This window comes from Alteromonas sp. 76-1 (genome assembly GCF_900654235.1).
In the GTDB taxonomy this organism is placed as follows: domain Bacteria; phylum Pseudomonadota; class Gammaproteobacteria; order Enterobacterales; family Alteromonadaceae; genus Alteromonas; species Alteromonas naphthalenivorans.
Genome location: NZ_LR136958.1, coordinates 3565573 through 3579970, shown reverse-complemented (window position 1 = coordinate 3579970; position 14398 = coordinate 3565573). Strand labels below are relative to the sequence as shown.

Annotated in this window: 8 protein-coding genes; 7 read left to right on the top strand and 1 reads right to left on the bottom strand. The window is 44.9% G+C overall.

Annotated elements, in window-relative coordinates:
- Positions 1-13: 13 nt before the first annotated feature.
- The 4 genes from aceE (at position 14) to ALT761_RS20815 (ending at position 6881) form a co-directional block, all read left to right on the top strand.
- Positions 14-2689: a pyruvate dehydrogenase (acetyl-transferring), homodimeric type gene (gene aceE / locus ALT761_RS15425; RefSeq protein WP_129739857.1), complete on the top strand. Its 2676-nt coding sequence runs from the start codon at positions 14-16 to the stop codon at positions 2687-2689.
- A 26-nt stretch (positions 2690-2715) separates the two neighbouring features.
- Positions 2716-4749: a pyruvate dehydrogenase complex dihydrolipoyllysine-residue acetyltransferase gene (gene aceF / locus ALT761_RS15420; protein ID WP_129739856.1), complete on the top strand. Its 2034-nt coding sequence runs from the start codon at positions 2716-2718 to the stop codon at positions 4747-4749.
- A gap of 128 nt (positions 4750-4877) precedes the next feature.
- Positions 4878-6299, top strand: coding sequence for a dihydrolipoyl dehydrogenase (lpdA, locus tag ALT761_RS15415; RefSeq protein ID WP_129739855.1), 1422 nt, complete (start codon positions 4878-4880; stop codon positions 6297-6299).
- Positions 6300-6434: 135 nt separating this feature from the next.
- Positions 6435-6881, top strand: a complete 447-nt coding sequence (locus ALT761_RS20815; protein ID WP_013782962.1) for a hypothetical protein — start codon at positions 6435-6437, stop codon at positions 6879-6881.
- Between the two features lie 97 nt (positions 6882-6978).
- On the opposite strand, the gene ALT761_RS15405 is transcribed toward ALT761_RS20815, so the two are convergent.
- Entirely contained in the window at positions 6979-8085 is a 1107-nt protein-coding gene (locus ALT761_RS15405; protein ID WP_129739854.1) for a LysR family transcriptional regulator, read from the bottom strand.
- Between the two features lie 337 nt (positions 8086-8422).
- Between ALT761_RS15405 and ALT761_RS15400 the strand changes: the two genes are divergently transcribed.
- The 3 genes from ALT761_RS15400 to ALT761_RS15390 all read left to right on the top strand — a co-directional run bounded on the left by ALT761_RS15400 (position 8423) and on the right by ALT761_RS15390 (position 14382).
- On the top strand, positions 8423-9664 hold the full coding sequence (locus tag ALT761_RS15400) for an efflux RND transporter periplasmic adaptor subunit (protein ID WP_129739853.1): 1242 nt from the start codon (positions 8423-8425) through the stop codon (positions 9662-9664).
- Complete coding sequence (locus ALT761_RS15395; protein WP_129739852.1) at positions 9664-12786, top strand: efflux RND transporter permease subunit; 3123 nt, start codon at positions 9664-9666, stop codon at positions 12784-12786. The genes ALT761_RS15400 and ALT761_RS15395 overlap by 1 nt, the downstream gene beginning before the upstream one ends.
- 354 nt (positions 12787-13140) lie before the next feature.
- A complete protein-coding gene (locus tag ALT761_RS15390; RefSeq protein ID WP_129739851.1) occupies positions 13141-14382 on the top strand; it encodes a putative DNA modification/repair radical SAM protein in 1242 nt (413 codons plus the stop codon).
- The last annotated feature ends 16 nt before the right edge of the window (positions 14383-14398 follow it).

Sequence of the window (14398 nt, the reverse complement as noted above, 5' to 3'; positions counted from 1 at the left end):
ATAGGATGGCACCATGACTGATATGATGCACCAAGATGTGGATCCTCAAGAAACTAAAGAGTGGATTGATGCTCTTGAATCTGTTTTGGAAGAGGAAGGTGTAGAACGCGCCCATTATCTACTCGAGAAACTTATTGATAAGGCTCGTCGTAGCGGAGCGCACTTACCGTACGACGCCACCACAGCGTACATCAATACAATTCCTTCAGCGCAAGAGCCAAAAATGCCTGGCGACCTAACGATTGAAGCACGTATTCGTGCCGCCATTCGTTGGAATGCATTGATGATTGTATTACGTGCTTCTAAGAAAGACTTAGAGCTTGGTGGTCACATTGGTAGTTTTGCGTCATCTGCCATGCTATATGATGTTGGTTTTAACCACTTCTTTAAAGCGCCGACAGAAAACGCTGGTGGCGACTTTATTTTTGCCCAAGGCCATATCTCTCCAGGTATTTATGCCCGTTCTTTCATTGAAGGTAACCTTTCTGAAGAACAGCTAAATAACTTCCGTCAAGAATGCGCTGGTGAAGGCTTGTCTTCATACCCACACCCTCATTTGATGAAAGATTACTGGCAGTTCCCAACAGTATCGATGGGCTTAGGTCCACTTCAAGCTATTTATACTGCACGTTTCCTTAAGTACCTCACTAACCGTGGTATCAAAGATTGTTCTGAACAGCGCGTATACTGCTACATGGGTGACGGTGAGTGTGATGAGCCAGAATCATTAGGTGCTATTGGTCTTGCGTCACGTGAAGGCCTAGATAACCTAACTTTCGTTATCAACTGTAACCTACAGCGCCTAGACGGCCCGGTTCGTGGTAACGGCAAAATTATCCAAGAACTTGAAGGCACATTCCGCGGCGCAGGCTGGGAAGTGGTTAAAGTTATTTGGGGCAGTTACTGGGATGAGCTTCTTGCCCGTGATAAATCAGGCAAACTTATTCAGTTAATGGGCGAAACCGTAGACGGTGAGTACCAGAACTGTAAAGCGAAGGGTGGTAAATACACTCGCGAAAACTTCTTCAACAAGTACCCAGAAACGGCTGCACTTGTTGCGAACATGTCTGATGATGACATCTGGCGCTTGAACCGTGGTGGACACGATCCAGTTAAAGTCTTTGCTGCTTATCAAAAAGCGAAAGAGACCAAAGGTCGTCCAACGGTTATTCTTGCTAAAACCGTTAAAGGGTTTGGTTTAGGTGCTTCTGGTGAAGCTTTAAACATTGCGCATAACGTGAAGAAGATGGACGTTGATTCACTTAAAGTGTTCCGCGATCGTTTCAATATTCCAATCGCTGATGAGAAAATTGAAGAACTTCCATACTTCAAGTTCCCTGAAGACAGTGAAGAAATGAAGTACTTGCGCGAGCGTCGTGAGTCTTTAGGCGGCTACCTGCCTTCTCGTAGAGAGCAAGCAGAAGAGCAACTTGAAGTACCTGAGCTAAAAGCATTCGATGCAATCTTAAAAGGTTCAGGCGATCGTTCAGTTTCCTCTACTATGACCTTTGTTCGCGTACTTAATGCCTTGTTGAAAGACAAGAAAATTGGTAAGCGTATTGTGCCAATTATCCCTGATGAAGCACGTACATTCGGTATGGAAGGGCTTTTCCGCCAAGTGGGCATTTATGCTAACGAAGGCCAAAAATACGTTCCACAAGATGCAGACCAAGTGGCTTACTATCGTGAAGATAAAAAAGGTCAGGTATTGCAGGAAGGTATTAACGAATTAGGTGCAATGGCATCATGGGTTGCGGCAGGTACGTCTTACTCAACCTGTAACGCTACGACTATTCCGTTCTACATTTACTACTCAATGTTTGGTTTCCAACGTGTTGGCGACTTGGCGTGGGCAGCTGGCGATAGCCAAGCGAGAGGTTTCTTGTTAGGTGCTACTGCAGGTAGAACCACATTGAACGGTGAAGGTCTACAGCACCAAGATGGACATTCACATGTTCAAGCGAACCTTATCCCGAACTGTGTAACTTACGATCCAACTTACGGATACGAAGTAGCTGTTATTGTACAAGACGGTTTACGTCGCATGTATGGCAACAACGAAAACGTATTCTATTACCTAACATTGATGAACGAGAACTACCAACACCCAGCTATGCCTGAAGGTGATGACGTAGCAGATCAAATCATTAAAGGTATTTATAAGCTTGAACGAGTTGAAAACAAGAAGACCAAGACCAATGTACAGTTAATGGGCTCGGGGACTATCTTGAATGAAGTACGTAAAGCGGCACAAATTCTTTGTGACGACTACAACGTTTCTTCAGACGTTTACTCGGTAACCTCGTTCAACGAATTGGCTCGCGAAGGTCAAGAAGTGGCGCGCTGGAACATGTTGAATCCAGAAGCAGATCAGAAAACAGCTTACGTTGGTCAGGTCATTACGAAAGATGCAGGTCCTGCTATTTCTGCTACCGACTACGTGAAGAACTATTCTGATCAGGTTCGTGCATTTATCGACACTGATTACCGCTGTCTAGGTACTGATGGCTTTGGTAGAAGTGATAGCCGTGAAAACTTGCGTACTCACTTTGAAGTTAACGCTGCATACATTGTAGTGGCTTCATTGTACGAACTAGCGCAACGCGGTGAGTTTGATAAGAAAGATGTTGCCGAAGCGATTAAACGTTTTGATATTAACGTTGAAAAACTAAACCCACTTTACGCGTAGCCGCAGGCAGATAAGGTATTTTACATATGTCAGATATTCAAAAGATTATCGTACCCGATGTAGGCGGTGACGAAGTTGAAGTTATCGAGCTATGTGTTGCCGTTGGCGACACCATTGATGCAGATGAAGGCGTTGTTACCGTAGAAAGTGACAAAGCCTCTATGGACATTCCTGCACCATTTGAAGGTGAGATTGTTAGCTTATCTGTTGCCGTTGGCGACAAGATTAAAGAAGGCGATGTTATCGGTGAAATGAAAAAAGCAGGTGGCGAAGAAGCCTCTTCTGAAGAAAAAGAAGAACCAGCTGAAGCAGCACCTGCAAAAGAAGAGCCTAAAGAATCACCAAAAGAAGAAAGCAAGTCAGAAGCGGCACCTGCATCATCAGGTGGCGGTGAAGTGATAGAAGTTGCGGTTCCTGATATTGGTGACGACGGCGAAGTAGATGTTATTGATGTATTGGTTTCTGTAGGCGATACCATCGAAAAAGAAGATGGGCTTATTACGCTAGAAACCGATAAAGCCACTATGGATGTGCCTTCTACTCACGCAGGTACGGTGAAAGAAGTATTCATCAGTACTGGCGATAAAGTAAAAGAAGGTACGCTAGTTATTAAACTAGAAACCGCTGGAAGTGGTGAAGCAGCTAGCAGCGATGCGCCTGCGGAATCAAGTTCTGAAAAAGCGGCACCTGCGGCTGAATCATCTTCTGACGACGCGGCTTCATCTGCCTCATCTTCAGAATCAGCTGGCGGCGTGGTAGAGGTTGAAGTTCCTGATATTGGTGAAGACGGCGAAGTAGACGTTATCGATGTATTAGTTTCTGTGGGCGACACCATTGAGAAAGAAGATGGTCTTATTACCCTTGAAACTGATAAAGCGACAATGGATGTGCCTTCTACCCATGCAGGTACAGTAAAAGAAGTCTTTATTAAAGCCGGTGACAAAGTTAAGCAAGGTACGTTAGTTATTAAGCTAGAAACTGCCGGAAGTGGCGGTTCAGCTAGTAGCGAAGCACCCGCACCGAAGAAAGCTGAATCTGCGCCTGAGAAGCCAAAAGCGGCTGAAAAAACAGCAGCGCAAAATAATTCACCTGTGCCAGCGCAAGAAGCGCCAGAGCCTAAGGGCAATGGGAAAGCACATGCTTCTCCTTCTGTGCGCCGCGTAGCAAGAGAGTTTGGTGTAGACCTCACCCTTGTTAACGGAACAGGCCCTAAGAATCGTATTCTTAAAGAAGACGTTCAGGCTTACGTTAAAGCTGAGCTTGCTAAGCCTAAAGGCAGCGCTGCAAGTGCATCTGCACCAGCTGGCGATAACGTGCTTCAAATTGTGCCGGTTAAACCTGTCGATCACAGCAAGTTTGGTGAAGTTGAAGAAGTTAAGCTTTCACGCATTCAGAAGATTTCTGGCCCGTTCTTACACCGTAACTGGGCGACTATCCCTCATGTAACACAGTTCGATGAGGCTGATATCACCGACGTAGAAGCGTTCCGTAAAGAACAAAATGCGTATCATGCAAAAACCAAGTCTGGCTTGAAGATCACGCCACTTGTTTTCATCATGAAAGCGGTCGCAAAAGCACTAGAAAAATACGAAATATTCAACTCTTCGCTTTCTGAAGATGGTGAAAGCTTGATTATCAAGAAATTCATCAACATTGGTATTGCGGTAGAAACACCGGGTGGCTTGGTAGTGCCGGTAATCAAAGACGTGAACAAGAAAGGTATTGAGCAGTTATCTCAAGAGCTTATTGAAACGTCGAAGAAAGCCCGTGATGGCAAGCTGAAGTCTTCAGATATGCAAGGCGGTACGTTTACCATTTCAAGCTTAGGCGGTATTGGTGGAACAGCGTTCACGCCAATTGTTAATGCCCCTGAAGTTGCTATTTTAGGTGTATCTAAGTCTGATATGAAACCGAAGTGGAACGGTAGCGAGTTTGAACCTCGCCTAATGGTTCCGTTAAGCTTGTCGTACGATCATCGTGTTATTGATGGTGCGGTAGGTGCAAGGTTCTCTACTGAAGTAGCTGCAAACTTGACTGACTTGCGCAGAATTATACTTTAAATCAAAATACGAGAATGTTTGTTATATCATTAACATTCTCGGTGATTTTATAAGCCCTTGGGGCAGTATTTAGGTTATGCTATTACGCACAAGGTGATAGATAACAAAAAATAGGATTGAGGTTCACAATGAGCGAAATTAAAACGCAATTAGTGGTACTGGGCGGCGGCCCTGGCGGTTACTCTGCAGCATTCCGTGCTGCCGACTTAGGCATCGAGACCGTTATTGTTGATTCACGTGAAGTGCTAGGTGGTGTATGTCTTAACGTTGGTTGTATTCCTTCAAAAGCATTGCTTCACGTAGCAAAAGTAATGAAAGAAGCGAAGCATCTGGCTAGCCATGGTGTAACTTTTGGCGAACCAAAAATCGACCTAGACAAAATTCGCGAATATAAAGACAGCGTTGTAAAACAGCTGACTAACGGTCTTGGCGGCATGTCAAAAATGCGTAAAACCAAGCACGTTAAAGGTTACGGTAAATTTACCGGTGCTAATACCCTTGAAGTAAAAAACGGTGACGACGTTACTACTATTACTTTTGAAAAAGCAATTATTGCTGCAGGCTCTGAGCCAGTAAGTCTTCCGTTTATTCCAGAAGACGATCGTATTATCGACTCAACTGGCGCTTTGGAAATGAAAGATATTCCAGAGAAGATGCTTGTACTTGGTGGCGGTATCATTGGCCTAGAAATGGGTACAGTGTACGAAGCATTAGGTTCAAAAATTGATGTTGTTGAATTTTTAGATCAGCTTATTCCAGCTGCTGATAAAGACATCATGAAAGTCTTTATGAAAGATTATAAAGAAAAATTCAACATCATGCTTGAAACGAAAGTGACTGCGGTTGAAGCAAAAGAAGACGGTTTGTATGTAACGTTTGAAGGTAAAAATGCACCTTCAGAACAAGTACGCTACGACAAAGTATTAGTGGCTGTTGGACGTCGTCCAAACGGTAAAATGGTTGGCGCAGACACTGCTGGTGTTAACGTTGACGACCGTGGCTTTATTAACGTTGATAAGCAAATGCGTACTAACGTTGAACATATCTTCGCTATTGGCGACTTAGTTGGCCAACCTATGCTTGCGCATAAAGCGGTTCACGAAGGTCATGTTGCAGCTGAAGTTATTGCCGGACAGAAACATTACTTCGACCCACGTGGTATTCCTTCAGTAGCGTACACTGAGCCGGAAGTTGCCTGGGTAGGTGTTACCGAGAAAGAAGCAAAAGAACAAGGTTTAAGCTACGAAACAGCCGTATTCCCATGGGCTGCTTCAGGTCGCGCCATTGCTTCTGACGCAACAAACGGTATGACTAAAATGATTTTCGATAAAGACACCGGTCGAGTACTTGGTGGCGCAATGGTAGGTACTAACGCGGGCGAAATGCTTGGCGAAATTGGTCTTGCTGTTGAAATGGGCGCAGACGCGGAAGATGTTGCTTTAACAATTCACGCTCACCCAACGCTAAACGAGTCAATTGGCCTAGCGTCTGAAATCTTCGAAGGTAGTATTACCGATTTGCCTAACGCTAAGGCAAAGAAAAAGAAGTAAGTTAGCTAATTAGTTAACGCAGAAACCCGTCAAATGGCGGGTTTTTTTATTTTTAGCGCAGCTAACTTGGCGTAATCTACATATAGCGCCTACTATTAGAGCAGGTAGTTAGCAGTTAATTTTAAACGAGACAAAATGGTCCCGAGCAACATTCATACTATTGGAAAAAACACCTCCCATGCAGAAACTAAGCACGCCGAATATGATATTGAGCTAATAGGTAATGTGCTGCGAGTAGACGGACGCGGTGTGGTGAATGAAGAGATTTTGAAGCAATACCACGAGGACGTTAAAGATATTGTCATTAGCCTTAAAGGCCAAAAATGGGGCTTTTTAGGATTTGTTCAGGGTACTGGGATTTTAACGCCGGCAGCAGAATCTACCTTAATAGACTCAATCAAACTTCGTAAAATATACGGTATGTCAGCCTGCGCTTTGGTGGTTGCCAACGCTGACATTCCAGCGCTGGTTCAAAGTCAGTTCGAGCGGGTGTACTTGGCAGCAGATATCGATTATTTCTTTTGTGTTGATGAAAAAGAGGGTTTAGCGTGGCTTGCCAGTAAAGAGTGCAAGTACAAGTAAGCCTAAGCAGGTGAAAAGCTGTCTATCAGAGGGGATTAATAGCAGCTTATCTTTAAGGTTTATTGCAACCTGTCACCAACAAGGTTTATTTAAAAAACTACGCAATTACTTTTCCCTTCGGGTCGTTCACAGCGTTATCTAAATTTAAAATCTCGGCGGCCTCGGTTACGTCTACCTCGTCACCATGCTTAATATGCGATGGCGTAAAGTCGCTGCTGTCCATGTTGCGCTGAGCTAAGAAGCGCTTAACAGTTTCGGCGCAGTATGCTTTACGGCAGCACTGAGATAGCAGCATTTCATGGCGTTCTACACGCTCACGAATGAACTTCACCACTAACTTACGCAACCACTGTAAGCCTGCATCTAAGTCTTGGCGTTTGTGCCACATGACAGACATTGGCAAGCCTTTAATTTCAACAGGTGTTTCAAATACTGCGAGCTCACCAGAAAAAATTTCCTTCTCGACAACCAGTGACGGTGCAACACATATTAAATTGCTTTCTTTTAGCAACGGCGTAGCGTTGTAGAATTGATTGACCGACATGGCAATACGGCGTTTTAATCCCATGTTAGCCAATACCTGATCGGTAGGGCCGGTAACATCACCCGTTACCGATACCAACAGGTGATCTGCGGCAATAAAGTCTTCTAGCGTGAGCTGCGCTTTCGCTAGCGGGTGATCGGGGCGCATCACGACTACCCAACTAGGATCTAACACGTGCTCGGTACGTATTACCGCATCAGGTTGATGGTATTTAGAAAAAGTTAGTTCAGCCTCAGCATCTTTCAATACCTTATCAGTACCCAAATCGTAACTGGGGATCGCATGAATATTAATGCCTGGCGCTTCATTTTCAATAACCTTACGAAGCGGCCCCCATACCATAGCAACAATGCTGTCGGTGGCCGATATACGAAAGGTACGCTTGGCCGTAGCAGGGTCAAATTCCGCGGGACTGACGGCAACTTCAAGTTGACCCAATGGGCCTTGAATTTGGCTCCACAGGTTCTTAGCATAAGAGGTGGGTTGAATACCACGACCATCCTTTACGAATAACTCGTCTTTCCATGCGGTACGCATGCGAGAAAGGGCGTTTGAGACTGCAGGCTGTGTCATCGACAATCTATCAGCAGCGCGGGTAATCGCGCCTTCTGTCATGATGGCATCAAATATCATCAATAAATTCAAATCATGTGGGCGCATCAGTCACTCCGATTATTCATAAATTAGTTCTGTACCTGGGTTCTAGTTCAATGCTGAGGTAAAGCCGAGGTAAGGAAATACTCCGTAAATACGCGGCGAACCCATCGCTTTTTATCGCTTCAGTATTTCTCTACACGGCGTGTCTAGCTATTACCAGTACACTTTTTCGCTTAATGCTGTGGTGCCAACTTTCATGTAACACCCTGAGCAAAATAGCCTAAATTTCATACTTCTCAATATATATCATTTTATGATGTGTTGCATATAAAAATATAATTATTTTTATTGTATTGCGATGTGCATAATGCACGCCTTCACACTTTTAGAGACGCTTGCAATGACGACTTTAACTCGATTTTTGGCAATATTAAGCCTAACTGCGCTTGTCGCCGCATGTGGTAGCGACGATGCGGACCCTAGCCACCAAATGCATGCGAATGCAGGCATTCCTGTAGACGTTGCGCCAGTGGTCTCACAGCGTTTAACTGAATGGGACAGCTTTACTGGCCGTTTAGAAGCGCCACAAACCGTATCGCTTCGCCCACGTGTTTCAGGATACATTGAATTTGTTGCCTTTGAAGAAGGCGAATATGTAGAGCAGGGCGAAACCTTATTCCTTATTGATAACCGAGCTTTTAAAGCAGAAGTTGAGCGATTAACTGCGCAACTTGAAGAAGCAAAAAGTCGTTACGACTTATCTGTGCAAAGTTACGACAGAGTCGTAAAGCTTCGTAAAACCCAAGCGGTTTCGCAAGAGGTGCTAGATGAGCGTTTGGCCGGCAAGAATCAAGCTTTTGCTAGCATAAACCAAACAAAAGCGGCGTTAGATGTCGCTCGTTTGAACCGTGGTTTTGCCCGTGTTGAAGCGCCTATTTCTGGCCGTGTGTCTCGCGCAAATATTACAGAAGGTAACTATGTAACGGCAGGGCAGTCTGAACTTACTAGTATAGTGTCTACCCATCAGCTTTATGCTTACTTCGATATTGATGAGCAAACCTACCTAAATTACGTAAGTAGCGATGATAAAGCAGATTCTGCGGTAAACGACCAAGCCGTGGCTATGCGTCTTGCCAATGAGCAAGACTATGGACACTGGGGGCAAATCGATTTCGTCGATAATCAAGTGAATGGCAATACCGGCACCCTTCGTGTTCGCGCGGTTTTCAATAATGAGAATGGCCGTTTAATGCCTGGGCTTTTTACGCATTTAAAGCTGGCCGGAGATACCAACGAGCAAGGTATTCTGATTAAAGAAAAAGCCATTGGCACCGACCTTAATAACAAATTTGTGTTGGTGTTAAACAGCGAAAATAAAGTGGAATACCGTGCCGTTACCTTGGGTGACAAAGTAGGTAGCATGCGCATTATTCGAAGCGGCTTGGTAGCTGGCGACACTATTGTAGTTGATGGCCTTCAGCGCGTACGCCCAGGAGCGGTTGTAGCGCCAAATCAGGTTGATATGGGTGATAAAGAAGCGCTAGCAAGCTTACAAAACTGGCAGTCTCGTGTAGACAATGTAACCAATTTGGCTAACGTTGATGCTCTTACTGATAGCGCAGCGGGTACTGGAATTAACTAATGAATTTTTCGCAATTTTTCATTCGTCGCCCTATTTTTGCAGGTGTACTAAGCCTGCTCATTTTCATTGGCGGCGCCATTGCTGTTTGGCAGCTACCTATAACAGAATACCCAGAAGTAGTGCCACCTACGGTTGTGGTAACGGCTAACTATCCTGGCGCAAACCCTAAGGTGATAGCGGAAACCGTCGCCACGCCTTTAGAGCAAGAGATTAATGGCGTAGAAGATATGATTTACATGTCTTCGCAGGCCACATCTGATGGGCGCATGACCCTTACCATTACGTTTGCTATTGGCACCGATCCTGATGATGCCACTACGCTAGTACAAAACCGGGTTAACCGCGCCACACCGCGATTGCCACAAGAAGTACAACGCCTAGGTATTGTTACCGAAAAATCGTCACCTAATTTAACCATGGTGGTGCACTTAACCTCACCTGATAAACGTTACGACATGCTTTATTTGTCTAACTATGCCGACCAATTTGTAAAAGACGAACTCGCGCGAGTTGAAGGGGTAGGGCAAGTTCGTTTATTTGGTGCTGGTGAATACAGCATGCGCGTATGGTTAGATCCCAATAAATTAGCCTCGCTGCAAATGAACCCTGGTGATGTAGTTGCTGCTATTTCCGAGCAAAACCAACAAGCGGCGGCAGGGAGTTTAGGCGCACAGCCCACGGGTACTAGTGAGTTTCAACTGCTTATCAATGTACGCGGTCGCCTAGAAGATGAAAGTGAGTTTGAAAACATTATTGTTAAGGTGGGAGACAACGGTCAAATTACCCGCTTAAAAGACGTCGCTCGCATTGAGCTAGGTGCCGATTACTACACCTTGCGTTCATTGTTAAATAACAACCCAGCAGCTGCACTACCTATATTTCAAGCACCAGGTTCTAACGCCATACAAATTTCTGATGATGTGCGTGCTCGCATGGCCGAGCTTGAAAAAATGTTTCCAGAAGGGTTGGAATACGACATTGTTTACGATCCTACCGTCTTCGTACGTGGTTCCATTGAAGCGGTGGTAAATACGTTATTTGAAGCTGTGCTACTGGTTGTTTTGGTTGTAGTGCTGTTTTTACAAACGTGGCGCGCTTCTATTATTCCTTTAGTGGCTGTGCCCATTTCATTGGTAGGTACTTTTGCGTTTATGCAATTGATGGGCTTTTCGTTAAACGCGTTATCGTTGTTTGGACTAGTACTCGCTATCGGCATTGTAGTTGATGATGCCATTGTGGTGGTGGAAAACGTAGAGCGGAATATTGCCGATGGCAAAGCGCCATTCGATGCCACTGTGCAAGCTATGAAAGAAGTAACAGGCCCTATTATTGCGACCACCTTGGTATTGGCAGCGGTATTTATCCCAACTGCCTTTATGAGTGGCCTAACCGGTCAGTTTTATAAGCAATTTGCGTTAACCATTACCATTTCTACCTTTATCTCGGCGATTAACTCATTAACCTTAAGCCCAGCGCTGTCGGCGTTATTATTAAAGCCCCATGGCCAATCAAAAGATTGGTTAAGCCGTGGTATGGATAAATTATTAGGTCGGTTTGTATTTACGCCGTTTAATAAAATGTTCGATCGCGGTGCCAAAAAATACACGGGCGCTGTAGGCGGGCTTATTCGCAAAAGCGGTGTAGTAGTGGTGCTTTACGCTGGTTTGTTAGGGTTAACCTATTTCCAGTTTGCTAATACACCTACTGGCTACGTACCACCGCAAGATAAACAGTACCTTATTGCATTTGCGCAGTTGCCTAATGCCGCGTCGCTAGATAGAACCGAGGAAGTGGTGCGTGAAATGTCGCGTATTGCGATGGAACACCCTGGGGTTTCAGATGCAGTCGCATTTCCTGGTTTGAATATTAATGGTTTTACAACCAGTCCAAGTTCAGGGGTTTTGTTCACACCACTTAAACCGTTCAATGAACGTCAAAGTCCCGACATGTCAGCCGGTGCTATTGCAATGCAACTGAACCAACAATTTGCTTCTATAAAAGGGGCGTATGTAGCTATATTCCCGCCACCGCCGGTAATGGGGCTTGGCACCATTGGTGGATTTAGGCTACAAGTGCAAGATAGAGGAAACTTAGGTTTTGCTGAACTTGAAAAAGTAACCCAAGAGGTGATTGGCAAAGCCTGGGCGCACCCAGCATTAACCGGTAGCTTCACTAGTTTTACAGTGAACGTGCCTCAGTTAAATGTGGATGTAGATCGCGAGAAAGCCGTTAGCCAAGGGGTTAATATTGGTACCTTGTTTGACACCATGCAGGCGTATTTAGGTTCAGCTTATGTCAACGACTTCAACTTGTTCGGTAGAACTTATCAGGTAAATGTTCAGGCCGATGCACAGTACCGCCAAGATGTTGAAAATATCACCCAGTTTAAAGTGCGAAACGATAAAGGCGATATGATCCCACTAGGTTCATTCCTAGATATTCAGCACAGTGCAGGGCCAGACAGGGTGATGCATTACAACGGCTATGTCACCGCTGAAGTAAATGGTTCACCAGCGCCGGGCTACAGTTCAGATCAAGCCAAAGCCGCGATTGAGCAAATTCTTGATGAAACGCTACCGCTAGGCATGACCTACGAGTGGACCGAGCTAACCTATCAGCAAATATTGGCTGGCAATGCATCGGCCTTTATTTTCCCGTTAGTCGTACTGTTGGTATTCTTAGTATTGGCAGCGCAATATGAAAGTTTGCGCTTACCACTGGCCATTATATTAATTGTTCCTATGACCTTGCTAAGCGCATTAATTGGTGTGGTGATATACGGCGGCGACAACAACATATTTACCCAAATTGGCTTAATTGTGTTGGTGGGGCTTGCGACTAAAAACGCCATTCTGATAGTGGAGTTTGCCAAAGAACTGCAAGACAAGGGTATGGACGCGCTATCAGCCATTAAAGAGGCCAGCAAATTGCGTCTTCGCCCCATTCTGATGACATCGATTGCATTCATTATGGGTGTGTTACCGATGGTGCTTTCCACTGGTGCGGGTGCAGAAATGCGTCAAGCCATGGGTGTAGCGGTATTCTCTGGCATGATTGGGGTCACCGTGTTCGGCTTAATTCTTACCCCTGTATTTTACTACTTGTTAAAACGTAACGGTTAACTCTCCCGTTTACCCAAGCGTTGCCTCCTCCTCGTACTTTGGAGGCACTTTAGGCCACTTAATTTAAGTGGCCTTTTTTTATGATTGGCATCGGGGAGAGGTGTTGGGCCAGATGGATTGGGAGAGGCGTTGGGCTAGAAGGGGTAGGTGAGAGGAGGTGAGTGAAAGGCGCATTGGATCAAACTTTTTACGCTTTGCTTTTTGATAGCAAAATGCATTTGTACTGTATATTTATACATGCTATAACGCTTTTTATATTCTGAAAACGAAATAGCAATGCACACGTCTTTTTTCATAATTTAATACTGAATTCACTGACGTTGTGTATTTGCTAAAAGAAAGTAATTACCTGCAATGCATGACAAACTGATTCAAAAACTCGAAATTCTCTCAGATGCAGCCAAGTATGACGCTTCCTGTGCAAGCGGTACGGCAGGTAAGCGAAAGGCGGGTAAAACTGATAAAACTGGCATTGGTTCTCTTACTGGCGGAACGGGTATATGCCACAGTTTTACTCCTGATGGGCGGTGTGTCTCTTTACTGAAGATACTCATGACAAACTACTGTATTTACGATTGTCACTATTGCATCAATAGAGTATCAAGTAGCGTTCAACGTGCCCGTTTCACGGTCAAAGAAACGGTAGAGCTAACCCTGAATTTTTATAAGCGTAACTATATCGAAGGTTTGTTTCTTAGTTCAGGCATTGTCGGTTCGCCAGACCTGACAATGGAAAGCATGGTGCGTATTGCCAAATCCTTACGTGTTGAACACGGGTTTAAGGGGTATATTCACCTTAAAACAATCCCCAATGCATCGCCTGAACTTCAGGCTGAAGCTGGCTTATATGCTGACAGGTTAAGCATTAATGTAGAAATGCCCACCCAGCCTTCATTAAATCAATATGCGCCCGAAAAAGATCTCGGCGCTATTCATAGTGCGATGAATACCCTGAAAGACAAAATAACTGAGCATAAAGTAGATAAGACGCATACAGGCAAACGTCCTCCTCGCTTTGCCCCTGGCGGACAGTCCACGCAAATGATTATAGGGGCCGATGGCTCAAATGATAAAACCATCTTGGGAGCGAGTGTTCAACTTTATAGCCAACAAAAGCTGCGCCGAGTTTATTACTCTGCATTCTCGCCAATACCCGATGCATCAGAAGTCTTGCCGTTGAAGCCTGCGCCTTTAGTGCGAGAGCATCGTCTTTATCAAGCTGATTGGCTACTGCGTTTCTACGGATTTACGCTTGACGAAATCGTGCACGATGACATGCTTGATATGGACCACGACCCTAAACTTGCGTGGGCATTGCGCAATCGTCATGTGTTTCCCATTGATTTAAATAAAGCCGACAAACTCATGTTGTTAAGAGTGCCAGGTCTTGGTGCACGCACCGTACAAAAAATTCTAGCGATTCGTCGTTATACAAAGCTTAGCTGGATGGATCTCACTAAAATGCGTCTGCCACTACAAAAGCTGAAACCTTTCATTAGCGTGAGTGATTACTCACCTGCTATTCACTTACTCGATAGTAATAATTTTGAGTTACAGTTCAAACCGCCGAAGCAGTTTGAGTTATTCGGCGCCTAGCTGAAGTAGGATTAGC

Bases quoted from the DNA above. Each gene is read 5' to 3' on its own strand.
- aceE (WP_129739857.1), top strand. From the start codon at position 14: ATGACTGATATGATGCACCAAGATGTGGATCCTCAAGAAACTAAAGAG.
- aceF (WP_129739856.1), top strand. From the start codon at position 2,716: ATGTCAGATATTCAAAAGATTATCGTACCCGATGTAGGCGGTGACGAA.
- lpdA (WP_129739855.1), top strand. From the start codon at position 4,878: ATGAGCGAAATTAAAACGCAATTAGTGGTACTGGGCGGCGGCCCTGGC.
- ALT761_RS20815 (WP_013782962.1), top strand. From the start codon at position 6,435: ATGGTCCCGAGCAACATTCATACTATTGGAAAAAACACCTCCCATGCA.
- ALT761_RS15405 (WP_129739854.1), bottom strand. From the start codon at position 8,085: ATGCGCCCACATGATTTGAATTTATTGATGATATTTGATGCCATCATG.
- ALT761_RS15400 (WP_129739853.1), top strand. From the start codon at position 8,423: ATGACGACTTTAACTCGATTTTTGGCAATATTAAGCCTAACTGCGCTT.
- ALT761_RS15395 (WP_129739852.1), top strand. From the start codon at position 9,664: ATGAATTTTTCGCAATTTTTCATTCGTCGCCCTATTTTTGCAGGTGTA.
- ALT761_RS15390 (WP_129739851.1), top strand. From the start codon at position 13,141: ATGCATGACAAACTGATTCAAAAACTCGAAATTCTCTCAGATGCAGCC.